Origin of the sequence: Pseudomonas fluorescens, assembly GCF_012974785.1 — a bacterium.
Lineage (GTDB): Bacteria > Pseudomonadota > Gammaproteobacteria > Pseudomonadales > Pseudomonadaceae > Aquipseudomonas > Aquipseudomonas fluorescens_BT.
This window is the reverse complement of the sequence record NZ_CP027561.1, coordinates 6,104,289-6,129,656: the sequence shown is the minus strand read 5'-3', so window position 1 is coordinate 6,129,656 and position 25,368 is coordinate 6,104,289. Positions and strand designations below refer to the sequence as shown.

Annotated in this window: 19 protein-coding genes; 11 read left to right on the top strand and 8 right to left on the bottom strand. The window is 58.7% G+C overall.

The features are described 5' to 3' along the window. Nucleotides 1–4: 4 nt before the first annotated feature. Together C6Y56_RS28040 and C6Y56_RS28035 are read right to left on the bottom strand one after the other, a co-directional pair. A complete protein-coding gene (locus tag C6Y56_RS28040; RefSeq protein WP_169432449.1) occupies nt 5–1,573 on the bottom strand; it encodes a phospholipase D family protein in 1,569 nt (522 codons plus the stop codon). A 60-nt stretch (nt 1,574–1,633) separates the two neighbouring features. After that, nucleotides 1,634–3,055: a PLP-dependent aminotransferase family protein gene (locus C6Y56_RS28035; protein ID WP_169432448.1), complete on the bottom strand. Its 1,422-nt coding sequence runs from the start codon at nt 3,053–3,055 to the stop codon at nt 1,634–1,636. A gap of 179 nt (nt 3,056–3,234) precedes the next feature. Here C6Y56_RS28035 and C6Y56_RS28030 point away from each other — a divergent pair, with 179 nt between their 5' ends. Continuing rightward, a complete protein-coding gene (locus tag C6Y56_RS28030; RefSeq protein ID WP_169432447.1) occupies nt 3,235–3,480 on the top strand; it encodes a DUF1127 domain-containing protein in 246 nt (81 codons plus the stop codon). Between the two features lie 113 nt (nt 3,481–3,593). Here C6Y56_RS28030 and C6Y56_RS28025 read toward each other — a convergent pair whose 3' ends face one another. After that, nucleotides 3,594–4,904, bottom strand: coding sequence for an NAD(P)/FAD-dependent oxidoreductase (locus C6Y56_RS28025; RefSeq protein ID WP_169432446.1), 1,311 nt, complete (start codon nt 4,902–4,904; stop codon nt 3,594–3,596). 145 nt (nt 4,905–5,049) lie between these two features. Here C6Y56_RS28025 and C6Y56_RS28020 point away from each other — a divergent pair, with 145 nt between their 5' ends. Then, complete coding sequence (locus tag C6Y56_RS28020) at nt 5,050–5,403, top strand: YkgJ family cysteine cluster protein (RefSeq protein ID WP_007954485.1); 354 nt, start codon at nt 5,050–5,052, stop codon at nt 5,401–5,403. A 4-nt stretch (nt 5,404–5,407) separates the two neighbouring features. Here the strand turns inward: C6Y56_RS28020 and C6Y56_RS28015 are convergent, their stop codons facing one another. Then, a complete protein-coding gene (locus C6Y56_RS28015) occupies nt 5,408–5,896 on the bottom strand; it encodes an Lrp/AsnC ligand binding domain-containing protein (RefSeq protein WP_003177284.1) in 489 nt (162 codons plus the stop codon). 154 nt (nt 5,897–6,050) lie between these two features. Between C6Y56_RS28015 and dadA the strand changes: the two genes are divergently transcribed. From dadA to C6Y56_RS27985, 6 genes are all read left to right on the top strand, one after another. Beyond that, complete coding sequence (dadA, locus tag C6Y56_RS28010; RefSeq protein WP_085708888.1) at nt 6,051–7,355, top strand: D-amino acid dehydrogenase; 1,305 nt, start codon at nt 6,051–6,053, stop codon at nt 7,353–7,355. Next, nucleotides 7,327–7,680 (top strand): RidA family protein, encoded by a 354-nt coding sequence (locus C6Y56_RS28005; protein WP_039765240.1) that lies wholly within the window; start codon nt 7,327–7,329, stop codon nt 7,678–7,680. Before dadA ends, C6Y56_RS28005 begins: the two co-directional genes overlap by 29 nt. Before the next feature lie 94 nt (nt 7,681–7,774). Then, nucleotides 7,775–8,848: an alanine racemase gene (alr, locus tag C6Y56_RS28000; RefSeq protein WP_169432720.1), complete on the top strand. Its 1,074-nt coding sequence runs from the start codon at nt 7,775–7,777 to the stop codon at nt 8,846–8,848. A gap of 89 nt (nt 8,849–8,937) precedes the next feature. Beyond that, a complete protein-coding gene (locus C6Y56_RS27995; protein ID WP_003229444.1) occupies nt 8,938–9,486 on the top strand; it encodes a cupin domain-containing protein in 549 nt (182 codons plus the stop codon). A gap of 182 nt (nt 9,487–9,668) precedes the next feature. Then, nucleotides 9,669–10,085 carry a c-type cytochrome gene (locus C6Y56_RS27990; RefSeq protein WP_034152043.1) on the top strand — a complete coding sequence of 139 codons (417 nt, stop codon included), beginning with the start codon at nt 9,669–9,671 and terminating at the stop codon, nt 10,083–10,085. Nucleotides 10,086–10,221: 136 nt separating this feature from the next. After that, the gene (locus C6Y56_RS27985; RefSeq protein ID WP_169432445.1) at nt 10,222–12,144 is read left to right on the top strand and encodes an acetyl-CoA hydrolase/transferase family protein; all 1,923 of its coding nucleotides are present in this window, start codon (nt 10,222–10,224) and stop codon (nt 12,142–12,144) included. 66 nt (nt 12,145–12,210) lie between these two features. Here C6Y56_RS27985 and C6Y56_RS27980 read toward each other — a convergent pair whose 3' ends face one another. Together C6Y56_RS27980 and rep are read right to left on the bottom strand one after the other, a co-directional pair. Then, nucleotides 12,211–12,783: a xanthine phosphoribosyltransferase gene (locus C6Y56_RS27980; protein ID WP_007920398.1), complete on the bottom strand. Its 573-nt coding sequence runs from the start codon at nt 12,781–12,783 to the stop codon at nt 12,211–12,213. Nucleotides 12,784–12,841: 58 nt separating this feature from the next. Beyond that, nucleotides 12,842–14,851, bottom strand: coding sequence for a DNA helicase Rep (rep, locus tag C6Y56_RS27975; protein ID WP_039765244.1), 2,010 nt, complete (start codon nt 14,849–14,851; stop codon nt 12,842–12,844). 263 nt (nt 14,852–15,114) lie between these two features. Here rep and C6Y56_RS27970 point away from each other — a divergent pair, with 263 nt between their 5' ends. After that, nucleotides 15,115–16,785 (top strand): putative bifunctional diguanylate cyclase/phosphodiesterase, encoded by a 1,671-nt coding sequence (locus C6Y56_RS27970; RefSeq protein WP_169432444.1) that lies wholly within the window; start codon nt 15,115–15,117, stop codon nt 16,783–16,785. Between the two features lie 42 nt (nt 16,786–16,827). Here C6Y56_RS27970 and C6Y56_RS27965 read toward each other — a convergent pair whose 3' ends face one another. Further along, nucleotides 16,828–18,222: a NorM family multidrug efflux MATE transporter gene (locus tag C6Y56_RS27965; RefSeq protein ID WP_169432443.1), complete on the bottom strand. Its 1,395-nt coding sequence runs from the start codon at nt 18,220–18,222 to the stop codon at nt 16,828–16,830. Nucleotides 18,223–18,380: 158 nt separating this feature from the next. Between C6Y56_RS27965 and C6Y56_RS27960 the strand changes: the two genes are divergently transcribed. Beyond that, a complete protein-coding gene (locus C6Y56_RS27960; protein ID WP_169432442.1) occupies nt 18,381–19,301 on the top strand; it encodes a LysR substrate-binding domain-containing protein in 921 nt (306 codons plus the stop codon). A 181-nt stretch (nt 19,302–19,482) separates the two neighbouring features. Beyond that, nucleotides 19,483–21,459 carry a methyl-accepting chemotaxis protein gene (locus C6Y56_RS27955; RefSeq protein WP_169432441.1) on the top strand — a complete coding sequence of 659 codons (1,977 nt, stop codon included), beginning with the start codon at nt 19,483–19,485 and terminating at the stop codon, nt 21,457–21,459. A 57-nt stretch (nt 21,460–21,516) separates the two neighbouring features. On the opposite strand, the gene C6Y56_RS27950 is transcribed toward C6Y56_RS27955, so the two are convergent. Continuing rightward, a complete protein-coding gene (locus tag C6Y56_RS27950) occupies nt 21,517–25,269 on the bottom strand; it encodes a hypothetical protein (RefSeq protein ID WP_169432440.1) in 3,753 nt (1,250 codons plus the stop codon). Nucleotides 25,270–25,368: the final 99 nt, after the last annotated feature.

Below are 25,368 nucleotides of genomic sequence, written 5' to 3'. Positions count from 1 at the left end.
ATCGCTACAGCATCCGCTCCAGCCCCACCGTGGTGCTGAACCACGCATTGACGCGCCGCCACCAGCTGCCGGGCTCCTTGGTCAAGGTGTGCATCTGGCCGTTGTCCTCGGTGACCCATACCACTTTCCCGTCTTGCAGTTTCGCCTCGTAGCTCAGCGCCGGGGCCATGCCTTGCAGGGCCAGTTCCCGCACATGGGCTGCCAGTTCGGGGCTGTCCACCAGCACCCCGACTTCGGTGTTCCACAGCACCGAGCGGGGGTCGAAGTTGAACGAGCCGATGAACGCTTTCTTTCCGTCGAAGATCATCGCCTTGCTGTGCAGGCTGGAATCCGAGCCGCGAAACGACTTGCTGTAAAACAGATGCGGGCCGCTGCCGAAGTTATCCCCAGGCTGGCGCCGCAGCTCGAACAGTTTCACGCCATGTTCCAGCAACGCCTTGCGATACGGCGCATAACCACCGTGTACTGCCGGCACATCGGTGGCTTCCAGCGAGTTGGTCAGCAGGCTCACCGATACGCCCGCATCGGCCCGGCCGGTGAGGTAAACCAGCCCCGGCTGGCCCGGTACGAAGTAGGCGGAAATCATCATCAGTTCCTTGCTGACACCCCGCAGTTCCGGTGCCAGTTGCGTGGTCAGCAGCAGTTGCGGATCGGGCTCGCCGTCCGCCAGCACCTTGCTCGGTGCATCCCACAACGCCTGGTTCCACGCCCAGATCAGCTCTCGGCGCCAGATGTCCATGCGCGGGTGGGTGGTGAAGGTCATCAACTGCTGATAGAGCGCGTGATTTTGTTTGCGGGTTTCCTCGAGGGATTCTTCCAGGCGCGTGCGGGTGTTCTGCAGGTCTTTGGCCGAGGGTTTGCTGGAGAGGAATTCGTCGATCGGTTTGCTCAGGGCGCTGTTCCAGTACTGGTCGAAACTGTGTCCGAGCTGCTCGGCGACCGGTCCGACGCTGAGCATGTCGATGTCGGTGAAGTTCAGATTGGGCTCGGCATCGAAGTACTCGTCACCCAGATTGCGTCCGCCGACGATCGCGGCGCTGTTGTCCGCCAGCCACAGTTTGTTGTGCATCCGCCGGTGTTGCTGCGACAGGTTGAACAGCCGGCCTGCGGCGCGGGTCACGCCGGTGCTGCGGCCCAGGTGCAATGGATTGAACAGGCGGATCTGGATATTCGGATGCGCCGCCAGCGTGGCGATGATCAGGTCGAGACCGTCGCTGGTGGTGTCGTCCAGCAGGATGCGCACCCGCACGCCACGGTCGGCGGCCTTCAGCACTTCTTCCACCAGCATTCGCGTGCTGATGCCGTCATGGACGATGTAGTACTGCAGGTCGAGGCTGCTCTGGGCGTTGCGGATCAGTTCGGCGCGGGCGGTGAAGGCTTCGGTGCTGTTGGACAGCAGGCGAAAGCCGGACTGGCCCTTGTAGGGAGCCGCCTGGGCCTGGATCGAGCGGCCGAACGCGGAGTCGGACGCCGGCAAGGCCTGGCTCGATTCGCGCGGTACGTCGATAGACGCACAACCGCCAAGGAACGAGGCGAGTACCAGCAGAGCGAGTAGGGGCTGTCTGAAGCTCACGTGGGATTGTTCCGGTTGGCGGCAGGGTTGGGCATATGGACGCTGTTTGCTCGTGAAAAGTCAGTCGGCTTCCGCCAGCAATCTGATTGCCGTTGCACCGACTTTGCGCACCGCCTCTTCGATCAGCGGTGTAGGTTTGGCACCGTAGTTCATGCGCAGGCAATTGCGGTACTTGCCCGAGGCGGAAAAGATGCTGCCGACGGCAATCTGTACGCCTTGGTCGTGCAGCGCTCGATTCAGTTTCAGGGTATCGAAACCTTCCGGCAGTTCGACCCAGAGCATGAAGCTGCCTTGCGGACGGCTGGCGCGGGTGCCTGCCGGGAAATAACGGGCCACCCAGTCGATCATCACGTCGCGATTGCGCTGGTATTGCGTGCGCACCCGCCGCAAATGCGGTTCGAAGTGCCCTGCCTTGAGAAATTCGGCGATGGCGATCTGCGGCTGTGGGGCGGTGGAGCCGGTGCTGATGTATTTCATGTGCAGTACCCGCTCAAGGTATCGACCCGGCGCGACCCAGCCGATGCGCAATCCCGGCGCGAGCGTCTTGGAGAACGAGCTGCACAGCAACACGCGGCCATCCTCGTCGAAGGATTTGATCGTGCGCGGACGCGGGTAGGTGTAGGCCAGCTCGCCATATACATCGTCCTCGATGATCGCGACGTCGAAGCGCTGGGCCAGATTGAGCAAGGCCCGCTTGCGCGACTCCGGCATGATGTAACCGAGCGGATTGTTGCAGTTGGGCGTGATCTGGATGACCTTGATCGGCCATTGCTCCAGCGCCAGTTCCAGCGCTTCGAGGCTGATGCCGGTGAGCGGGTCGGTGGGGATTTCCAGGGCTTTCATGCCCAGCCCTTTGAGGGTCTGCATGGCGCCGTGAAAGCTTGGCGATTCCACCGCGACGATGTCACCCGGCTCGCAGATCGCGTGGATGCTGGTGGACAGCGCTTCATGGCAACCGGTGGTGATGACGAGGTCGCTGGCGCTCAACTGGCAGCCGGAATCGAGCATCAGCCGGGCGATCTGTTCGCGCAGTTCGAGGGAGCCGTGGATGTTGTCGTAATACAGACCGGGCATGTCCTGGCGGCGGCTGATACGGGCCAGTCCGCGCAGCAGCGGTTTCATCGTCGGTGACGAGATGTCCGGCATGCCGCGACCGAGTTGCACCACGTCCTTGCGCGGCACCGTGCGAATCAGTTCCAGCACCTGATCCCACTGGGAAATTTCCACCGGGCGCTGGGCCGGGCGCCCGACCGCCGGCAGTTCCGGCAGCTCGCGGCCGACCGGCACGAAGTACCCGGATTTGGGCTTTGGCGTGGCCAGGCCGCTGTCTTCCAGCATTCGATAGGCCTGCTGCACCGTGCTCAGGCTGACCCCGTGTTCTACGCTCAAGGCGCGCACCGACGGCAGGCGATCACCAGGACGGTAGAAGCCTTGTTCGATGCGGGTGCCGAGCAGTTCGGCGAGGTTCACATACAGGGTCATGGCACTGCCTCGATGCAGGTGATTCGAAAAACCAGTACAGATGCGGCGTAAATCGACAATTCAGTCCCGGAGACAGCAAATCTGTATGGAAATAATACAGATGTGTTGAATCTGTAATGCTTTTGTCGGCCCGCGCATCATGGAATCTCTGGCTACCCAAGTAAACAGGAGCGACAAAAATGAACGGCTTGAGCGATGTGCGGCTGACGTTACACAGTCAGGAACTGGAGGCAGGGCAACAGGACAACGCGCGCAACGAGATGCTGCGCAACGCGCCGTCCGGCCTGAACCGCTGGGGCCTGTTCTGGCATCGTCTGCACACACGCAAAGCGCTGCTGGGCCTGACGGCGGAGCAGCTCAAGGATGTCGGGCTGACTCGCGAACAGGCGCTGGAGGAGGGGTTGAAGCCGTTCTGGCGGATCTGAATCTTCAGAACTCATGAGGTCCATTCGCGAGCAGGCTCGCTCCCACAGGGGTTTGCATTCCAAGGTGGGAGCGAGCCTGCTCGCGATGGCGGCCTCAGGATGCTACAAAACCATCAGACCAGTTCTTTAAGGCGATGCCACAACATCCCCAACGCCAGCAACGGCGAGCGCAGATGCTTGCCACCGGGGAAGGTGATGTGGGGCACTTTGGCGAACAGGTCGAAACCGCCGCTGTGCTGGCCGCTGATGGCCTCGGCCAGCAACTTGCCCGCCAGGTGCGTGGCATTCACCCCGTGACCGGAATAGGCCTGGGCGTAATACACGTTCGGCTGATCGCTTAGCCGGCCAATCTGCGGCAGACGGTTGGCTCCGATGCCGATCATCCCGCCCCACTGATACTCGATTTTCGCCGAAGCCAGTTGCGGGAACACTTCGAGCATCTTCGGCCGCATGTACGCGCCGATGTCCTTCGGATCACGACCCGAGTAATGGCAGGCGCCGCCGAACAGCAGACGACGGTCCGCCGAGAGGCGGTAGTAATCCAGCGCCACCCGTTGGTCGCAGACCGCCATGTTCTGTGGCAGCAGGGCGTGGGCCTGTTCTTCGCTCAGCGGTTCGGTGGCGATGATATAGCTGCCGGCGGGCAGCACCTTGCCGCTGAGTTGCGGATTCAGATTGTTGAGATAGGCGTTGCAGCCGAGCACCAGAGTCTTCGCCCGCACCGAGCCTTGCTTCGTGTACACCCGGACTTCAGGGCCGTAGTCGATGCGGGTGACCGCCGATTGTTCGAACAGCTTCACCCCCAGTTGCTGCGCCGCGGCGGCTTCGCCGAGTGCCAGGTTCAATGGATGCAGATGCCCGGAACCCATATCGATCAGGCCGCCGACGTAGCGTCTGGAACCGACCACGGTGTGCATCTCGCTCGCTTGCAACAGTCGGGTTTCATAGCGGTAACCGAGACCTCGGAGTTCTTCGGCATCCTCGGCAAAACCCTCGAGATCGCGGGGTTTGTTGGCGAGGTCGCAGTAGCCCCAGGTCAGGTCGCAGGGGATCTGAAAACGCTCGACGCGTTGTCGGACGATTTCCACCGCTTCCAGGCCCATGAGTTTCATCTGGCGCACGCCGTCGGTGCCGATCACGTTGGCGAACTGGTCAAGGCCGTGACCCACCCCGCGAATCAATTGCCCACCATTGCGGCCGCTGGCGCCCCAGCCAATCCGGTGCGCTTCCAGCAGCACGACGCTCAGGCCGCGATCTGCCAGCTCCAGCGCGGTGTTCAGCCCGGAGAAACCGCCGCCGACCACGCACACGTCCGCGATCAGCTCGCCTTGCAGCACCGGATGGTCGGGCTGCGGCAGGCTGCTGGCGGCGTAGTAAGAGGCAACGTGGGGTTGGCTCGCGAAGGCTTGGGCGCGGGCATTCATGGGCGTCATCCTGAACGGGTGTCGAGAAAATTTGACGGAGCATAAGCCGCAGGCCCGAGGCCGGGCAACATTGGTCGGCCCGTGGTGTCTGGATCACGGCTTTTGCGGCACAATTGCCGCCTATTTCGCTCCGGTTACCGCTGCAATGAGCTGCAACAGTCAGAAAATCCGCACCCTGCGTCAGCAGATTCCCACGTTCGAGTGCGTGCCGGGCTGTCATGACTGCTGTGGGCCGGTGACCACCTCGCCCGAGGAAATGTCCCGCCTGCCGCGCAAGACGCGTGCCGAGCAGGACGCGGCCATGGAAGAACTCAACTGTGTGCACCTGGGGCCGAACGGCTGCACGGTGTATGACGAACGGCCGCTGATCTGCCGCTTGTTCGGCACCACCCAGACCTTGCCGTGCCCCAACGGCCGTCGGCCGGTGGAGCTGATTCACCCACGGGTCGAGAAGCAGGTGTTCGAGTACATGGCCGAGAACCGACAGGTGCTGGTCTGAGCGTTCAGTCCGGAATCGGCAGGCTCAGGCTCTCTTTCACTTCTTCCATCACGATGTAGCTCTTGGATTCGCGTACGTGCGGCAGCTTGAGCAGGATGTCGCCCAGCAGCTTGCGGTACGAGGCCATCTCGGAAATCCGCGCCTTCACCAGATAGTCGAAATCCCCTGACACCAGGTGGCACTCCAGTACGTGGGGCAATTTCAGCACCGCGCGTCGGAACTCTTCGAAAGTATCGCCGGACTTGTAGTCGAGGCTGATCTCGACGAACACCAGCAGACTCCCCTTCAAGTGCTGCGGATTCAGGCGGGCGTTGTAGCCCATGATGATCCCCTCACGCTCCAGGCGTCGCACCCGCTCGGTGCAGGGCGTGGTGGAGAGCCCGACTTTCTCGCCCAGTTCAGTGAATGAAATCCGCCCGTCCGCCTGCAGGATCCGCAAGATGTTGCGGTCGATCTTGTCCAGCTCACGTTTGGTCTGAGTGTTGGTACGCATAGGGGATGCGCCTCCGTGAAAAGGGTTTTTGCCGAGAATTGTCGCCAAATATAGGCGCTTATACAGTGAAAAGCACTGGCGAATCTTTTTTACACTGCGCGCATCATTGCTCTGACAACAGACGTACGCGGCACGCCGCGAGAGGGATACAAAAATGCGCGTTATGGTCTTGGGTAGCGGCGTCATCGGTACCGCCAGTGCTTACTATCTGGCCCGTGCCGGGTTTGAAGTGGTGGTGGTCGACCGGCAGCCCGCCGCGGCCATGGAGACCAGTTTCGCCAACGCCGGCCAGGTCTCGCCGGGCTACGCCTCGCCGTGGGCCGCGCCGGGCGTTCCGCTCAAGGCCATCAAATGGCTGCTGCAACGCCACGCGCCGCTGGCGATCAAGGCCACCGCCGACATCGACCAGTACCTGTGGATGGCGCAGATGCTGCGCAACTGCACCGCCAACCGTTACGCGGTGAACAAGGAGCGCATGGTGCGTCTGTCCGAGTACAGCCGCGACTGCCTCGACGAATTGCGCGCCGAAACCGGCATCGCCTACGAAGGTCGCAGCCTGGGCACCACCCAGCTGTTCCGCACCCAGGCTCAGCTTGATGGCGCCGCCAAGGACATCGCCGTCCTGAAAGAGTCCGGCGTACCGTTCGAAGTCCTCGACCGCGCCGGCATTGCCCGCGTCGAGCCGGCGCTGGCCAGCGTCACCGACATCCTCGCCGGTGCCCTGCGCCTGCCGAACGACCAGACCGGCGACTGCCAGATTTTCACCACCCGCCTCGCCGAAATGGCCGTGAACCTGGGTGTGGAATTCCGTTTCAACCAGGACATCCAGCGCCTCGACTTCGCCGGTGACCGCATCAACGGCGTGTGGATCGACGGCAAGCTGGAAACCGCCGACCGCTACGTGCTGGCCCTCGGCAGCTACTCGCCGCAACTGCTCAAGCCGCTGGGCATCAAGGCCCCGGTCTATCCGTTGAAGGGCTACTCGCTGACCGTGCCGATCACCAACCCGGCCATGGCCCCGACTTCGACCATCCTCGACGAGACCTACAAGGTCGCGATCACTCGTTTCGACAACCGCATCCGCGTTGGCGGCATGGCGGAGATCGCCGGTTTTGACCTGTCGCTGAACCCGCGTCGGCGCGAAACCCTGGAGATGATCGTCAACGACCTTTATCCTCAGGGCGGCAATCTGGCCGAAGCGAGTTTCTGGACCGGTCTGCGTCCAACCACGCCGGATGGCACGCCGATCGTCGGCGCCACCCCGTTCAAGAACCTGTTCCTGAACACCGGTCACGGCACCCTCGGCTGGACCATGGCGTGTGGCTCCGGTCGCTTGCTGGCTGACCTGATGGCGAAGAAAAAGCCGCAGATCAGCGCCGAAGGCCTCGATATTTCCCGTTATGGCAACAAGACCCAGGAGTCCGCAAAGCATGGCAATCCAGCGCCAGCTCACCAATGAGCGCATGAGTCAGATCGTCAGCCACAACGGTACGGTGTATCTGTCCGGGCAGGTCGGCGATGACTTCAACGCCGGTGTCGAACAGCAGACCCGCGACGTACTCGCCAACATCGAGCGTCTGCTCGATCTGGCCGGCACCGACAAACAGCATCTGCTGTCGGCGACGATCTATCTGAACGACATCGAGGCGCACTTTGCCGGCATGAATTCGGTGTGGGATCAGTGGCTGCCCAAAGGCGCCGCGCCGGCCCGTGCCACGGTTGAAGCGAAGATGGCCAAGCCGAGCATCCTGGTCGAGATCTCCATCGTCGCCGCGTTGCCGTAACACGTTGTAAAGATCCCTCTCCCGGTGCTGTTGGCGGTTCACGCCGCCAGCCAGCGCCGGTTTTTATTCCATGACCGCCAAGAAGTCTGCTGCCATGCGTCCTGCCCGTGCCCTGATCGACCTTCAAGCCCTGCGTCACAACTACCGTATCGCCCGCGAAGTCACCGGTGCCAAGGCATTGGCGGTGATCAAGGCCGATGCCTACGGCCACGGCGCAGTGCGATGTGCCCAGGCGCTGGAGGCTGAAGCGGATGGCTTCGCGGTGGCCTGTATCGAAGAAGCCCTGGAGCTGCGTGCCGCTGGCATTCGTGCGCCGGTGCTGTTGCTTGAAGGTTTTTTCGAAGCCGATGAGCTGGCGCTGATCGTCGAGCACGATTTCTGGTGTGTGGTGCATTCGCTGTGGCAGCTCGAAGCGATCGAACAGACGACGTTGAGCAAACCGATCACTGTGTGGCTGAAGCTCGATTCGGGCATGCACCGTGTCGGCCTGCATCCCAAGGATTACCCGGCGGCTTACCAGCGTCTGCTGGCCAGCGGCAAAGTGGCGAAAGTCGTGCTGATGAGCCACTTCGCCCGTGCCGATGAGCTGCACGAGCAGAGCAGCGCCGATCAGGTTGCAGTGTTTGAAGCGGCACGTCAGGGCCTGGCAGCCGAAGTCAGCCTGCGCAACTCGCCGGCGGTACTGGGCTGGCCACAGATTCACAGCGACTGGGTGCGTCCGGGCATCATGCTTTACGGTGCCACCCCTTTCGAAGAAGCCAACGCCGTGGCCGAGCGCCTGCAACCGGTGATGACGCTGGAGTCGAAAGTCATCAGCGTACGTGAATTGCCTGCCGGTGAACCGGTGGGCTATGGCGCCAAATTCATCACTGACAAACCGATGCGCATCGGCGTGGTTGCCATGGGTTATGCCGACGGTTACCCGCGTCAGGCACCGACCGGCACCCCGGTGCTGGTGGCCGGCCAGCGCAGCCGCATTCTTGGCCGGGTGTCGATGGACATGCTGTGCATCGACCTGACCGATGTGCCGGAAGCCGGCCTGGGTTCGACCGTCGAGCTGTGGGGCAAGAACATCCTCGCCAGCGACGTGGCGAAGTGGGCGGATACCATTGCGTACCAGATCTTCTGCAACCTGCGCCGGGTGCCAAGGCTCTATTCCGGGGGTTGAAGCCCGGGCCGGGCCCAAGTGTTGTAAATACTGAACGCTGTCGCCATGATAACGCTCAATATTTCTACAACACTCAGGAGGCCCAAGCCTTGGACGTCGGTGAACGACTGCAATCGATCCGCAAGCTCAAAGGGCTTTCCCAGCGTGAACTCGCCAAGCGCGCGGGCGTCACCAACAGCACCATTTCGATGATCGAAAAGAACAGTGTCAGCCCTTCGATCAGTTCGCTGAGGAAGGTGCTGGGCGGGATTCCCATGTCCATGGTCGAGTTCTTTTCCGAAGAAATCCTCCAGGAAAAACCGACCCAGATCGTCTACAAGGCCAACGAGCTGATCGACATTTCCGACGGCGCCGTGACCATGAAACTGGTCGGCCGCGCACACCCGAGCCGGGCCATCGCGTTTCTCAACGAAATCTATCCACCGGGCGCCGACACCGGCGAAGAAATGCTCACCCACGAAGGCGAAGAAACCGGAATTCTGGTGGAGGGGCGCCTGGAACTGGTGGTGGGCCTTGAAACTTTTATCCTCGAAGCCGGCGACAGCTACTACTTTGAAAGTACCAAGCCGCATCGTTTCCGTAATCCGTTCGACGCGCCGGCGCGACTAATCAGCGCAGCCACGCCGGCGAACTTTTAAACCGAGAGACGCCAGGCCACTGCGGCAAAGGTGTCCGGACTGTTTGACCGATGCGCAACAAGACCCCTTTAACTTTGGGGTTGTTTCAGTGTGGCGGGCTACCCGCTATACTTGCGCCCGCCTGCGAACCGTGGCCGCAGGCGTGAATAGCCACCATTGAGGGTGAACGCGTGAATCTAATTATGAAAATGCTGGCTGCACCAGCAACCGTACTGGCCCTCTGGGCTGTCAGCGCTCAAGCTGCGACGAATGACGACATTGCCAAACGCCTCGAGCCCGTCGGCCAGGTCTGTGTTCAAGGGCAAGAGTGCAAGGGGATGGAAGTCGCTGCTTCGGCGGGCGGCGGTGGCGGCGCCAAGACGCCGGATGAAGTGATTGCCAAACATTGCAACGCTTGCCACGGCACCGGCCTGCTGGGCGCACCGAAAATCGGTGACGCCGCAGCATGGAAAGAGCGCGCCGATCACCAGGGCGGCCTCGACGGCATCCTGGCCAAGGCCATCACCGGTATCAACTCCATGCCTCCGAAAGGCACCTGCGCCGACTGCTCGGATGATGAGCTGAAGGGCGCCATCCAGAAGATGTCCGGCCTGAAGTAAGGCGCGCTTCTGACGAAAAAAACCGTCTTCGGACGGTTTTTTTGTACCTGCGATTCAGGCCCGAGGCTGTTCATTGCAGCAAACAACCGGCAATCTCGGTCGTACCCCTATTCACGGAACGGGCAGGAGGCTTCAGATGGTGCAGTTGTGTTCGATCGAACAAGCAGTGGACGACGTACTGGCACGGTTGCCGGCGCACATCCACATGGGCCTGCCGCTGGGGCTGGGCAAACCCAATCCCTTCGTCAACGCGCTGTACCGGCGGGTTGCCGGATTGCCTGAACGGCAGCTGACGATCTACACCGCCCTGTGCCTCGGCCGTCCTGCCCTGGGCGATGGTTTGCAAAAGCGCTTCATCGAGCCCTTCGTCGAGCGGGTGTTCGGTGATTACCCGGAGCTGGAGTTTCTTGCTGACCTGCGCCGCGACAGTCTGCCGGCCAACATCCGTATCGAGCAATTTTTCATGCAGCCCGGCAGTCTGCTCAACAGCGCGCGGGCCCAGCAGGATTACGTCAGCAGCAACTACAGCCACGCCGCCCGTGACATCAACGCCGCCGGCCTGAACCTGGTGGCGCAGTTGCTCGCCAGCAGCAGTGAACATCCCGATCGCCTGAGCCTGAGCTGCAACCCGGACATCACCCTCGACCTGTTCCCGATGATCGCCAAACGCCGGGCGGCGGGGGAGACCATACTGCTGGTCGGTCAGGTGCACACGGAGTTGCCGTACATGCCCGGCGACGCCGAAGTGGATATCGACACCTTTGACCTGCTGATCGACGAAAAGGACAGCAGCACACTGTTTTCCACGCCGAACATGCCCGTCGGCTTTCAGGATCACTTCATCGGCCTGCACGCCAGTACGTTGGTGCGCGACGGCGGCACGTTGCAGATCGGTATCGGTTCGATGGGCGATGCGCTGACCGCCGCGTTGCTGGCGCGTCAGGCCGACAATACCGGCTACCGGGAGTTGCTGGCCGATATGAATCTCGGTCAGTGGGCGCAACTGATCGAACGCGAGGGCGGCATCGAGCCGTTCGCCAAAGGCCTTTACGGTTGCAGCGAAATGTTCGTCAACGGCCTGCTGGTACTGGCGGACGCGGGGATCATCCGGCGCAAGGTCTACCCTGACGTGCAGACTCAGGAACAGGCCAACGCCGGCACCCTCGACGAGGCCGCGCAAACCGACGGCATTTCAGTGCACGGCGGTTTCTTCCTCGGACCGCGCAGCTTCTATGAGCGATTGCGCGAACTGCCCCACAGCAAACGTCTTGAATTCAACATGACCCGCATCAGCTACATCAACGAGCTGTACGGTCAGGAAGAGCTCAAGCGCCTGCAGCGCATTGATGCTCGATTCATCAACACCGCATTCACCATGACCCTGCTCGGCGCAGGGGTGTCCGATCAGCTCCAGGATGGTCGGGTGCTCAGCGGCGTCGGCGGGCAGTACAACTTCGTCGCCCAGGGCCATGCGCTGCACGATGCGCGGTCGATCCTGCTGCTGCGCAGCTGGCGCGAATCCGGCGGCGATGTCAGTTCGAACATTGTCTGGGAATATGGCCACTGCACGATTCCACGGCACCTGCGCGACATCGTGGTGACCGAGTACGGCATCGCCGATCTGCGCGGCAAGTCCGATGCAGTGGTGATCGAGGCGTTGCTCAATATCAGCGACTCACGCTTCCAGCAGGGCCTGATCGAGCAGGCGCAGAAGGTCGGCAAGCTGCCGAAGGATTTTCGACTCGATCCGCGCTTTACCGACAACACCCCACAACGCTTGCAGGCGATTGCCGCGCGGCATCCGAACCTGTTTCCGGAGTATCCGCTGGGCTGCGATTTCACTGAGGTCGAGAAGGATCTGTTGCGGGCGCTGAACTGGCTCAAGAGCAAGTTCAAGCTGACCGAGATTCTGGAGCTGGGCAAGGCAGCGCTGGACGCGCCTGAGGCTTCGCTGTATCCGGAGCATCTGGCGCGCATGCAGCTCACCCATCCGGAAGGCCTGAAGGAAGACCTGTTTCAACGGTTGTTGCTCAGTGGCCTGAAGGCCACCGCGCAATAGTGTTCACCGTAAAACCAACTGTGGGAGCAAGCCCGCTCCCACAGGGATAATGCGATGAAGCCGGGGTTATTCGATGAAAGTAACCACGCCATCCTTCAGCGATTTCACGCGAGCCAGCGACTCGACGCGGTAACCCTGCGAATCAAGCTCCGCACGGCCGCCCTGAAACGACTTCTCGATCACGATGCCCAGGCCCGCGACGGTGGCGCCGGCCTGCTTGATGATCGAAATCAGCGCCTGGGACGCCTTACCGTTGGCCAGGAAGTCGTCGATGATCAGCACGCGGTCGCTGCTGGTCAGGTGACGCGGGGAGATGGCGACGGTGCTTTCGGTCTTCTTGGTGAACGAGTAAACGGTTGCCGACAGCAGGTTTTCAGTCAGGGTCAGGGACTGTTGCTTGCGGGCGAAGATCACCGGGACGCCGAGGTTCAGACCGGTCATGATCGCCGGGGCGATGCCCGACGCTTCGATGGTGACGATCTTGGTGATGCCGGAATCCTTGAACAGCGAGGCGAACTCGTCGCCGATCAGCTTCATCAGGGCCGGGTCGATCTGGTGGTTCAGGAAGGCGTCGACCTTCAGGACCTGGTCGGAAAGCACAATGCCTTGTTCGCGGATTTTCTGGTGCAATGCTTCCATGAAGCTGTCCTCTGTTGGCGCTTTGTGCGCCGAAGGTCTAGTAAAAAAGTGGTCAATTCTAGCGCTTTAACATCGCGCGTATATCAGCCAGTGCGCTGTTGCCCCGCACGGCTTTGACTTCGGTCGGTGTGTCGTCGTTGCCTTCCCAGGCCAGGTCGTCCGGCGGCAGCTCATCGAGGAAGCGGCTGGGCGCGCAGTCGATGATCTCGCCGTATTGTTTGCGCTTGGCGGCGAAGGTGAACGCGAGGGTCTGGCGCGCGCGGGTAATGCCCACGTAGGCCAGGCGGCGTTCTTCTTCGATGGTGTCGGCTTCGATGCTGGAGCGGTGCGGGAGGATTTCCTCTTCCATGCCCATGATGAACACGTAAGGGAATTCCAGTCCCTTGGACGCATGCAAGGTCATCATCTGCACGCCTTCGGCGCCGTCCTCTTCTTCCTGTTGACGTTCCAGCATGTCACGCAGGACCAGTTTGCCGATGGCGTCCTCGACGGTCATTTCGCCGTCTTCGTCTTTTTCCAGGGTGTTCTTCAAGGCTTCGATCAGGAACCAGACGTTGCTCATCCGGTAGTCCGCGGCCTTGTCGCTGGAACTGTTGGTGCGCAGCCAGTTCTCGTAGTCGATGTCCATGACCATGCTGCGCAGGGCCGAGATCGGGTCTTCGCCGGCGCATTGCTCGCGCACCTTGTCCATGAAGCGCTTGAAGCGCGACAGACGATCGGTGAAGCGGCTGTCCAGATGCTCGCCCAGGCCGAGTTCGTCGGTGGCGGCGTACATCGAAATCTTGCGTTCGGTGGCGTAGTTGCCGAGTTTTTCCAGGGTCGTCGAGCCGATTTCCCGGCGCGGTACGTTGATCACCCGCAGGAAGGCGTTGTCGTCGTCCGGGTTCACGATCAGGCGGAAGTAGGCCATCAGGTCTTTCACTTCCTGGCGGCCGAAGAAGCTGTTGCCGCCGCTCAAACGGTACGGCACCTGGTGGTGCTGCAGTTTCAGCTCGATCAGCTTGGCCTGGTAGTTACCGCGATAGAGGATCGCGAAATCGCTGTACGGGCGGTCGGTGCGCAAGTGCAGGCTGAGGATTTCCATGGCCACGCGCTCGGCTTCGGCGTCCTCGTTGCGGCAGCGGATCACGCGGATCTCGTCGCCGTGGCCCATCTCACTCCACAGCTGCTTTTCGAATTCGTGCGGGTTGTTCGAGATCAGCACGTTGGCGCAACGCAGGATGCGGCTGGTGGAGCGGTAGTTCTGCTCCAGCATCACCACTTTCAGGGACGGATAGTCGTCCTTGAGCAGCATCAGGTTTTCCGGCCGCGCGCCGCGCCAGGCGTAGATCGACTGGTCGTCGTCGCCTACCACGGTGAACTGGTTGCGCTTGCCAATGAGCATTTTCACCAGCAGGTACTGGCTGGCGTTGGTGTCCTGGTATTCGTCGACCAGCAGGTAACGCACCTTGTTCTGCCACTTTTCGAGGATGTCGGCGTGCTCTTCGAAGAGTTTTACCGGCAGCAGGATCAGGTCGTCGAAGTCCACCGCGTTGAACGCCTTGAGCGTGCGCTGGTAGTGGGTGTAGACGATGGCGGCGGTCTGTTCCTTGGGGTTGCGGGCGTTTTCCAGGGCCTGGGCCGGCAGGATCAGGTCGTTTTTCCAGGCGCCGATCATGTTCTTGATCTCGTCGACGCCGTCGTCGCCTGCGTATTCCTTCTGCATGATGTCAGTCATCAGCGACTTGACGTCGGTCTCATCGAAGATCGAGAAACCGGGTTTGTAGCCCAGCCGTTCATGTTCCTTGCGGATGATGTTCAGGCCCAGGTTGTGGAAGGTGCAAACGGTCAGGCCGCGACCTTCACCTGGACGCAGCAGGGTGCCGACCCGTTCCTTCATCTCGCGCGCGGCCTTGTTGGTGAAGGTCATGGCGACGATGTACTGGGCGCGAATGCCACAGTTCTGGATCAGGTGCGCGATCTTGCGGGTGATCACGCTGGTCTTGCCGGAGCCGGCACCGGCGAGCACCAATAGAGGGCCGCCGACGTAGTTCACGGCTTCTTGCTGCCGGGGATTGAGTCGGGACATACGAAAATTCGGGAGTCGTTGACGAAATGGGCCGGCATTTTAACAGGCTCAGCGATTTGTGCTGCTCTCTCCGACTTGTGACGTACCACGCGATTCAAATTTGCCGGTTTTGTTACTTTCACGCAGGATGCGCGGTGATTTTGCGGCTAATGTACTCATTCGTGACACAAAATAACGTTTTGATAACCGTTGTCATTGGTCATTGTTCTTCGCAACGGCATAATGCCCGCCGCCCACATCATTGCAGAGTCTAGGGAGTCAGCTTGTCTACGCCTGTCGAACCCTTGCGTTTGCTGCTACTGGCCGAAGAGCCAGCGTGGACAGCGTTATTGCGCGAGTGTCTGGCTCCGATGGGGAGCGCAGCGGTGCTGATCAGCGCGCCAAGCTGGGAGTCGGTCAGCACTCTGTTCGAAGACAACCGCCATGCGGTGCTGTTGACCGTTCCCGCGTTGCAGCCGGCGCCCGGCCGGTGCAACCTGCCGACGGTGTTGCTGCTGGAGCACGAACCGGCGACCGCGCCCGACGGCGTCAGCGACTGGCTGGTGTTCGATGCCCTCGATGCCGGCATGCTGCGGCGTTGCCTGCGCCATGTGCGCGAACGCGGCGTGCTGGAAAACACCCTGCAACGTCTGGCGGAGCAGGATCCGCTGACCGGTATCGCCAACCGCCAGGGCTTTCAGACCTTGCTGGCGGCGCGCCTTGCCGAAAATGACGGCCGTGGCCTGGCCCTCGGCCATCTCGATCTCGATAACTTCCGCTACGCCAACGATGCCCTCGGCCACCAGGCCGGCGACCGCTTGATCCTGCAAGTGGTCGCCCGGCTGAAAAGTCAGCTGGAGGCCGGCGATCAACTGGCGCGTCTGGGCAGCGATGAATTCGCCCTGCTGATCGACACCCGTCGCGCCCCGCAACGGGCCGAATGGATGGCTGAGCGTATTACCGAAGCCTTGGCCGAGCCTTACTGGATCGACGGTGAAAGCCTGTTGATCGGTTCCAGTCTGGGCATCGCCCATGCCCGTGCGCAGGGGGGGGCCGATCCATTGATGTGGCACGCGCACATTGCCATGCAGCAGGCCAAGAGCACTCAAGGCTGCACCTTTCACATCTTCAACGAACGGATCAACCGCAACGCCCGGAGCATTGCCGACCTCGAAAGTGAGTTGCGCCGGGCGCTGCGCCGCGACGAACTGGAGCTGCATTACCAGCCGCGCCTGAACCTGCAGGACGGCCAGATCGTCGGCCTCGAGGCGCTGGTGCGCTGGCGTCACAGTGAACGCGGTCTGCTGCCGCCGAGCGAATTCGTGCCGCTGGCCGAGCAGAGCGGTCTGATCGTGCCACTGGGTTACTGGGTCATTTCCCGGGCCCTGCGCGACATGCAGGCCTTGCGCGAACGCGGATTGCCGGCGCTGCACATGGCGATCAACCTGTCGTTCCGCCAGTTCCAGGACAGCCAGTTGCTGCCGACCCTCAGCCGTTTGATTGCGGAGCGCGGGGTTGAGGCGCAATGGCTGGAATTCGAACTCACCGAAACCGCCGTGATGCGTCGCAGCGATCTGGTCAAGCAAACCATGGACGCCCTCGGTCGCCTCGGTGTGCGTTTTTCGCTGGATGATTTCGGCACCGGGTTCTCGTCGTTCGTGCACCTCAACAGCCTGCCGATCACCTTGCTGAAGATCGACAAGAGCTTCGTTGGCGGCATGGAACAGCGCGAAGAGAACCGCAAACTGGTGCACGCGATGATCAACCTTGCCCACAACCTGCACCTGGAGGTGGTGGCCGAAGGGGTGGAAACCCGGGAGCAACTGGATCTGTTGCGCGGGTTCGGCTGCGATCAGGTGCAGGGTTACCTGATCAGCAAGCCGTTGCCACTGGCGGAACTGGTTGACTATCTGATTGCTGACGCCAGCCAGCCTCCGCTGGGGATCGTGGTTTAGCTTCAAATCTCTGTGGGAGCGAGCGTGCTCCCGCAGGGAAACTCACTCGGGCTGAGCGATTTTGAAGCCTTGAGATTGCGGTTCCAGTCGAATCATCCGCTTCATCTTCCATTCGAACGCCAGCGTCAGGCTCACCGCCGCGCAGGCCAGCCCCAGCGCCAGACCCCACCAGACGCCGGTCGGCCCCCAGTGCAGATGAAACGCCATCAGCCATGCTGCCGGCGCGCCGATCAGCCAGTAGCAACCGAGGCCGACCAGGAAAGTGGTCTTGGCATCCTTGAGTCCGCGGATGCAGCCCATGGCAATCGTCTGGGTGCCGTCGAACAGCTCGAACCACGCCGCGACAGCCAGCAGGCTCACCGCCAGGCGGATGACCTCGGCGAACGCCGGGTCGTTATGGTCGAGGAACAAGCCGACCAGCTGATTCGGCAGCAGCCAGAACACCATCGCGAACCCCAGCATCACCACTGCACCAAAGACGATGCCGACGCGCCCGGACATCCGCGCATCGCTCAATTGCCCGGCGCCGTAATGCTGGCCGACGCGCATGGTGATCGCATACGACATCCCCGCCGGAACCATGAACGCCACCGAGACGATTTGCAGAGCGATCTGGTGCGCCGCCAGTTGGGTGCTGCCCATGGTGCCCATGCACAGCGCCGCGAAGGCGAACAGGCCGACTTCCACCGCGTAGGTGCCGCCAATCGGCAGGCCCAGGCGCCAGAGTTCTTTCAGGTACTGGCGGTTCGGCCGCGACAGGCCCTGGCGCAGCGGGTAAGCGTCATAGGCCGGATGCCGTCGGATATGCCACGCCAACCCCAGCGCCATGCAGTTGGCAACAATCGCCGTAACCAGTCCGATCCCCGTCAGCCCCAGTTTCGGCAGGCCGAACATGCCGGTGATCAACGCGTAATTGAGCAGGAAATTGGCCACGGTGCCGGCGAGACTGATGACCATCACCGGCGTTGCGCGGCCGATGGCACTGGTGAAACCGCGCAGGGCCATGAAGCTCAGGTAGCCGGGCAGGGCGAACGGCAGGGCGATCAGAAATTGCCCGGCGGCGTTGACGTTGGTCTCGGTCTGGCCGAACAGCAACAGCACCGGTTTCAGATTCCACAGCAGCAGCCCGGCGCCCAGCGCCATCAGCCACGCCAGCCACAGTCCGGCCTGGGTCAGCTTGGCGGCGCCGAGAATGTCGCCGGCGCCCTGACGGATTGCCACCAGGGTGCCGACCGCCGCGATCACACCAATGCAGAAGATCGACACGAATGAATAGCTCGCCGCGCCCAGACCGCCGCCGGCCAGTGCTTCGGGACTGAGGCGCGCCATCATCAGGGTGTCGGTCAGCACCATCAGCATGTGCGCCAACTGCGAGGCGATCAACGGCCCCGCCAGCCGCAGGATGGCCCAGAGTTCGTTATGCACAGGACGCTGCATGGTGTTCACATCCTTATAAAAGAGGGAGCAAGAGACAGTCGATTCTCAGGGTTTGGCGCAGGTTGCACAAAGGGATAAAAAGGATGGGTGGCATGATTAAAACTCATCCTGCCGCGATTCTGCTAAGTTGGCGCAATCCCGCCATTGGAGTGCTGTGCATGTCCCGTCGTCTTCCACCCTTGTATGCCCTGCGCGCATTCGAAGCGGCGGCACGCCACAGCTCGTTCACCCGCGCAGCCGAAGAGCTTTCGATTACGCAGAGTGCGGTCAGCCGGCATATCCGCACGCTCGAAGAGCACTTCGCCTGCCGGCTGTTCCATCGCAGCGGACGCAATCTGCAACTGACCGAATCGGCGCGCCTGCTGTTGCCCGGCATCCGTGAAGGTTTTGCGGCGCTTGAGCGAGCCTGCAATACGTTGCGTGCCGAAGATGACATCCTGCGCATGAAAGCCCCATCGACCCTGACCATGCGCTGGCTGCTGGCGCGGCTCAGTCGCTTCCGCCATTTGCAGCCGGGTAACGAGGTGCAGCTGACCAGTGCCTGGATGGACGTGGACTCGGTGGACTTCAACAACGAGCCTTTCGATTGCGCGGTGCTGTTGAGCGACGGGCATTTTCCGCCGGACTGGGAGGCCAGTTTGTTGTTCCCGGAAGAACTGATCCCGGTCGGGGCGCCCAACCTGCTCAATGACCAGCCCTGGGATGTGGCGCGACTGGCCGCCACCGAATTGCTGCACCCGACCCCGGATCGTCGCGACTGGCGCAGCTGGCTGGAGCACATGGGGTTGTCCGATCAGGTGTCGCTCAAGGGCGGGCAGGTGTTCGATACCCTGGAACTCGGGATGATTGCGGCCGCCCGTGGCTATGGGGTTTCCATGGGCGATCTGCTGATGGTGGCCGAGGATGTCGCGCAAGGGCGCCTGAGTCTGCCGTGGCCAACGGCCGTTGCCAGCGGACTGAATTATTACCTGGTGTGGCCAAAGACCCGTCCGGGAGGTGAACGTTTGCGCCGACTCAGCGACTTCCTGCAAGGCGAAGTCCACGCCATGGTGCTGCCGCAGGTCGCGCGCTTGAGCTGAAACGTTCGAGCCGCCACAATGCAGGCCCGGGGCCATACCCCTGCTGTGCGCTCAAGTATTCGCGTTTACCGCCGAATATGTCCAAGTGGAACCGTCGTGCCGGTTCCACGCATCACCCCCATTATTAGAATTTTCCGAGCCGCGATCAGGGAGGATCCGCAGACTCGGCCAGGAGCTGTCCATGTCTCAACCTCGCGCTCGGATCGCCTCGCAGCTGGGCCTCGCGCTCGCCGTGATACTGGCGATAGTCATCAGCGGCAGTACGGTGTTCGCCCTGCGTTCGCTGGATACCGCCAACCTCGCCACCCGTGAAGAACACCTGGCCAGCGAAGCCCGCCTGCTCGCCGACCAGTTGAGTACCTTCCACGGCACGCTGCGTGAAAGCACCCAGCGCCTCAGCGGGCTGTTCGAGAAGCGCTTCAGCGCGGGCCTGAGCATTCACCCGGACGAGCCGGTCAGCGTGGCGGGCACCCAGACCCCGGGCCTGCACCTGGGTAGCGAAGTGTTGAACAACAACTTCAAGGAAGTCGACGAATTCAAGCAGATGACGGCGGGCGTTGCCACGCTGTTTGTGCGCAGCGGCGAAGACTTCGTGCGGGTCAGCACCTCGCTGACCAAGCAGGACGGCAGCCGCGCCATCGGCACCTTGCTTGATCACGCTCACCCGGCCTACGCAAAGTTGATGGCGGGGCAGGGCTACGTCGGTCGCGCGCTGCTGTTTGATCGTTCCTACATGACTCAGTACACCCCGGTGCGCGACAGCAGCGGCAAGGTGATCGCGGTGTTGTTCGTCGGTTTCGATTACACCGACGCGCAGAACGCCCAGTTCGACAACCTCAAGCGCTTCCGCATCGGCCAGACCGGCTCGCTGGCGCTGCTGGACGAAAAGAACCAGTGGCTGGTGGCGCCGGCCGGCGTACAGGCGCTGGATCAAGCGGTCCCGGTGATCAACGGTCTGGCGAAACCACCGGGTAAAGGCCGCTTCTGGAGCGACAAGTCCGAAGACTTCTACAGCATCGCCGTGCCGTTCGAAGGCGGCCCGTGGTCGGTGGTGGCGAGCATGCCGAAAGCCGAGATCCGCGCGGTGACCTGGAGCGTCGGCACTCAGCTGGCCATCGGCAGCCTGCTGGCGATGCTGCTGGCAGTCGGCTCCGTAGTCTGGTTGTTGCGCAGCAAACTGGCGCCGCTGGGCGATCTGGTGCGTCAGGCTGAAGCCTTGGGTGCCGGTGATCTGAGCGTGCGTCTGAACGTGTCGAGCAACGATGAAATCGGCCAACTGGCCCGCGCCTTCAATCAGATGAGCCAGGCGCTGTCGACCATGGTCGAGCACATCCGCCGCGCCTCGGAAGAGGTCAACAGCCGTGCCCAGGCGCTGTCCGGTTTGTCCGGTGGCGCTTACGAAGGCATGGAGCAGCAGTCGGGCGAAATCACCAGCATGGCCGGCGCGGTGGAAGAGTTCTCCGCCACCTCGCTGAACATTGCCGACAACATGGGCAACACCCAGCGTCTGGCCCAGGAAAATGCCCAGCAGACCCAGATCGGTCGCAGCTCGATGGAAGAAGCGTCGTCCTCGCTGGAGCAGATTGCCGGTGCGCTGAACACCACGGCGACCGTGATCAACACCCTGGGTCAGCGCTCCCAGGAAATCGGCGGCATCGTCAGCGTGATCACCTCGATTGCCGAACAGACCAACCTGCTGGCACTCAACGCTGCCATCGAGGCGGCCCGTGCCGGCGAGCAAGGTCGCGGCTTTGCTGTGGTGGCCGACGAGGTGCGCAGCCTGGCTTCGCGTACCCGTCAGGCGACGGATGAAATTTCCAGCATGATTCACAGCATTCAGCAGGAAACCGGCAACGCCATCAGCACCATGGAGCAGGGCAACCTGCTGATGCAGGAAGGCCTGTCGCGTAACGCCAACGTGGCGTCGGCGCTGGCGCGGATCGATGAGCAGAGTCGTTCGGCCGGGCAGCAGTTTGCGGCAATCACCACTGCGACCCAGGAACAGAGCAGCACCGCGACGTTGTTGAGCAGCAATCTGCAGAGCATTGCGATGGCCAACAGCGAACAGCGCGAAGTGGTGTCGAACCTGGCGATCACCGCCAAGGAGCTGGAAGGCCTGGCAGCCGACCTGCGCCAGGAAGTCGACCGCTTCCGTTGATGTGGCAACAGTAACCTCCTTCGTGATTGTTTTGCGAAGGAGGTTTTTTGTTTTTACTTAAAAAATTCCTAAATCCTGCTCTTCGTCTCGCAAGGTTTCGTTTGTGATTTGCTGGTCTAGAACTGAGATGTAGTTTTTTGCCCATCTTCGAACGTTGTTGTTCTTTTTAGTAGTCAATGTTGCGATGGCTTGTTTGTCTGCCTCTAAATAAGGGACTAGAGATCCTGTCCACCCACGAGAGGCTAAATTTGCTCTTAATGTATTTATTACTTTATTTTTGTCGCCGAAAGTTTCCAGTAAAGATATGAATAATTTCGAAGGTTGGCGTCCATCTTCTATGTTTTCAATCACGTCTATGCAGCTGGCTACGAAAATTGGAGCAGTATCTGGATTTGCTAGGCACCAATCAATAACTGCTTTGACGGGCAGCGCTGATAGTACACTTGGTAGCTGCGTGCTAACGCTGTTTTCGCGATCGAGGAGTTGCTGGAGCCAATAGAGTTCCATGCCCTGTGATTTGAGAATGGCTTGGGAGAATATCGGCCATATTACTTCTCCGTACTTTTTCATTATTTCGGTAAGCAGTGGCTTTGTGTACGTCCAGATGTCATTGTGATCGTACCCATCTTTACAAGCAAAAATTAATTGATTGGCTATTTCAACTGCAAACTGCTCATCTCTAACTTTCAATATTTCATTCGATAGGTCTTGCCAGTGATGCATGTCTTTAAATAAATTTTTGTCTTTTTTACTAAGTGGGACTCTAGTGACTAGGGTCTTAATAGTGCTTCTGAGGTTGGCCTTACGGTCAGGATTGCTAAAACAATGCATATAAACGATGTTAAGTGCAACCCATGCTTCTTGACTCCCAATTTCGGACAGTTGTAGGCAGAAATTAGATATATCCTTGTCGCAGACGTTGTCTGTTACACTTCCATAGCTAAGGGTGTTGGCGGTATTGCCGTCAATTTCTCTGCTTCTTATTAAATTTATTAGTTTTTGAAGATGGTGTTGTTTTATTTCTCCGGTTCGAATAAATTCTGGATAGTATCTTTTTAGATTTTTGTTGTTGGCTAGTGTTTCGATTAGGTGTTCCCACGAGGCTGGATCTTTTTCAAAGACGCCATTAAACAAACCAAGAATGAACAATAAGTTTGGTGCTTGTTTGGTTGCTATGCGAGTCAAACTCTCTTCAATTAGTTTGATCGTGCTATTGCTTTCAATAGATAATGTTCTGCCGAAAATATAGGCTTGTTTTTGCTGGCCATCTAAAAGCAAATCTACATGAGGTAATAATTCGGTGGTTCTAGTGCTAATATTTTTTGCTAGATTCTCGGCTTTTTTTGCGGCTATATCATCATAGCCTCCATGTTCATTTTTTTTATGCTCCCATGGAGGATTTGTTACTAGGATTTTTAGCTTGCTGGGCAAGTCGGAATCTTCTGGGTTTAAAAGATCAGACCAATGATCTAATGCTGCGCGAGCTTCTGAGTTTAAGCTTTCTATATCGAAATTATATGCGTTCTTTATGCTTTCGGCGGCGGAAGGCCAGTATTTTCCGTTAATTTTAATTATTTTGTTTATTGCACCGTCGAGCATTGCAATGCGCCCTTTGCTTACAAATCCACGAATGGAGTAACCTATCGCATTCAGAACGGCTTCTTTCTGAGACGCACCTCTAGTCATCAAAATCAAGAGCAAATCGATAGACTCCTGCCAATAGTCGAAGACTTCCTGCCATATTGTCGGTCGCCACTCTTGAAGCGGTGCTTTTGTACCTTGGTACTCAGCACCGATGGTTCTATGGCCGCCGTACAAGCTTATCGCTTGCTCTAAAGATTTAATTAAAACAAGATCAATTGTTGGGGATTTTTTTTGTAAGGCTCTAGTTAATACCGAAAAGCGAGAGCTTGGAGGGGCCGAGGTTCCTGATAAATCAATTCTGAAAAGCTGAGTAAATGTTCCCGTTGCATTATTACTCCATGTTTCGTTTTCGTTTGCAGCTAAGAGCAGTAGACACCATGCCGCCTCTTCAAATACTTCCGAGTGAAAACATAGTTTTTCCAGTGCCCATACTAAGTTTCTCCGAGTGTCTCCTTGAATAGACATTAAATCTGAATGTGTTAGATTTGTTAAAGTGTTGTAGAGCGCGGAAGTGGTATCGTCGGAGTTCACGTTCACAAAAGCGCGGAAGAGTCTTGAGCCCCGTTCAGATAAGATCACCTCCGCTTGGCCAAAAGGGCCTTTTGGCCCACATAGAGCTTCGGTCAAAAGTTTAACGTTTGTATGGAAGTCTAATTTTTCAATCTGAAGGCAAAATCTATCAACCATGCCTTGTGGTAAACCATCAATAAGCTCTCTCTGTTTCTTTTCTCTAGTGTTAGTCCACCATTGGCCCGCTAAACGAATTGCTAATGGTTTTGGAACTACTTGACCAAATCGGCCCCGTCTGTCAATCAATCCCCTGCTAGTGAAGCGTTGGATGCATTCGTAAACTTTGTCAATTTCTAAACTTGTTAACTGTGCTATATACTCAAGCTGATATTCTACGTCCTCCTCTACTCCAAAAGCATCAAAAAGGGAGCAGGCTTGCAAAGTTTTTAGGTAGTCAATGTTTTCATGTTCATCTCGAGCCCATAATAGTTTATTGGCTAGCTCGTCTTCACTAAGTTCCCCTAACTTTGGGTTTTCATTTAGTCTGGCTTCAGCTAAGAGAACCGCCATTTGGGGGAAGCCTTGTGCGAAATCTGAAACTCTTTGCAGGTCGGTAAGTTTGTTTCTGTAAACTGGGTTTAGCATGTCGACGAGCTCTTCGTCGCTCATTTGCTGTAATTTATAGGATATGGTTGGAGATGAGACTGAGTCGAAGTTGTAGTCAAGTGTTAACAGGCTAATATGACTTTTCTCTCGTCGCACTTCTTTTACTAATCGCTCATGTAGTCTGTATTCGCAATTGTCAATAACTAGGATTGCCCTAAATCCTAAGCTAACCCAGTCTGCAACAAGTGCGTCAATCTGAGGTGCGTGATTTGCATCTACATAAACTACTAAGTTTTGAAGAGAAGAGTTTCCAGCGAAAACCTCAAAGGCGGTTCGAGTTTTACCAAGCCCGGAAAGCCCCATAATTCTTAGACAGGATTTTGGATTGGGGAGTTCGTTTCTTAGACTCTCAACTATTGCAGTTCGACTACTTGCGTCGAAAAAAGGAAGAACCGAAAAGTCTTCGTGCTGAGACCATAATTCAAATGTTTTTAACCCTCTTTCTACAGGTCTCCCAGACCAATGCTGTACCGCAACAACTGTGGTGATATAGCAGTTAACCCATCCTGCGATGTCGCTTGCGTCGTAAATAAGTAGTTCGCATGTGTCATGATATTTTTTATTTTTGTTTTTCAATGTTTCGCGTAAAGAACTTATTCGAGCATTTTTTTGCTTTTTATTAAGCTCTTGAGTAGTGAAGACGACGTAGCTCCCATTGTTTGACAATACTGTATCGACCTGGTTCTTAATATCTCCCTTTTCTGTCAAAAGCTCTTTTCCATAAGCTGCCGGTCCCATTTCAGTAGCTTTATTCTGGAATAGTGTCAATCTGTTTGGAATATAATCAGTTTTAGATATGCCATTGTTCCAACTAATGCGGCCGTCCTCTCCGCCATCTCCGGTAATAATATTCAGTGCAACTTCTATGCTGTTTTGTGAAAGTTCAAATTTAAAAGCCTCGGAGTGCAGAAGTTCCTTTAGTAATTGTGTTAGTTGAATGTCGCTTAGTTGCTTTATATCGGCCGATTCAATTTTGAAAGGTTTAGTCATATGAACGCCTTTGCTGAAGTCGTCGTAATATTCTTGGGGTCGCGGTGAAGCTAATCAACTCGGACTGAAGATAGCAGAAGTGAGATCAAGCGGTACCAA

Bases quoted from the DNA above. Each gene is read 5' to 3' on its own strand.
- C6Y56_RS28035 (WP_169432448.1), bottom strand. From the start codon at position 3,055: ATGACCCTGTATGTGAACCTCGCCGAACTGCTCGGCACCCGCATCGAA.
- C6Y56_RS28030 (WP_169432447.1), top strand. From the start codon at position 3,235: ATGAACGGCTTGAGCGATGTGCGGCTGACGTTACACAGTCAGGAACTG.
- C6Y56_RS28025 (WP_169432446.1), bottom strand. From the start codon at position 4,904: ATGAATGCCCGCGCCCAAGCCTTCGCGAGCCAACCCCACGTTGCCTCT.
- C6Y56_RS28020 (WP_007954485.1), top strand. From the start codon at position 5,050: ATGAGCTGCAACAGTCAGAAAATCCGCACCCTGCGTCAGCAGATTCCC.
- C6Y56_RS28015 (WP_003177284.1), bottom strand. From the start codon at position 5,896: ATGCGTACCAACACTCAGACCAAACGTGAGCTGGACAAGATCGACCGC.
- dadA (WP_085708888.1), top strand. From the start codon at position 6,051: ATGCGCGTTATGGTCTTGGGTAGCGGCGTCATCGGTACCGCCAGTGCT.
- C6Y56_RS28005 (WP_039765240.1), top strand. From the start codon at position 7,327: ATGGCAATCCAGCGCCAGCTCACCAATGAGCGCATGAGTCAGATCGTC.
- alr (WP_169432720.1), top strand. From the start codon at position 7,775: ATGCGTCCTGCCCGTGCCCTGATCGACCTTCAAGCCCTGCGTCACAAC.
- C6Y56_RS27990 (WP_034152043.1), top strand. From the start codon at position 9,669: ATGAAAATGCTGGCTGCACCAGCAACCGTACTGGCCCTCTGGGCTGTC.
- C6Y56_RS27985 (WP_169432445.1), top strand. From the start codon at position 10,222: ATGGTGCAGTTGTGTTCGATCGAACAAGCAGTGGACGACGTACTGGCA.
- C6Y56_RS27980 (WP_007920398.1), bottom strand. From the start codon at position 12,783: ATGGAAGCATTGCACCAGAAAATCCGCGAACAAGGCATTGTGCTTTCC.
- rep (WP_039765244.1), bottom strand. From the start codon at position 14,851: ATGTCCCGACTCAATCCCCGGCAGCAAGAAGCCGTGAACTACGTCGGC.
- C6Y56_RS27965 (WP_169432443.1), bottom strand. From the start codon at position 18,222: ATGCAGCGTCCTGTGCATAACGAACTCTGGGCCATCCTGCGGCTGGCG.
- C6Y56_RS27960 (WP_169432442.1), top strand. From the start codon at position 18,381: ATGTCCCGTCGTCTTCCACCCTTGTATGCCCTGCGCGCATTCGAAGCG.
- C6Y56_RS27955 (WP_169432441.1), top strand. From the start codon at position 19,483: ATGTCTCAACCTCGCGCTCGGATCGCCTCGCAGCTGGGCCTCGCGCTC.
- C6Y56_RS27950 (WP_169432440.1), bottom strand. From the start codon at position 25,269: ATGACTAAACCTTTCAAAATTGAATCGGCCGATATAAAGCAACTAAGC.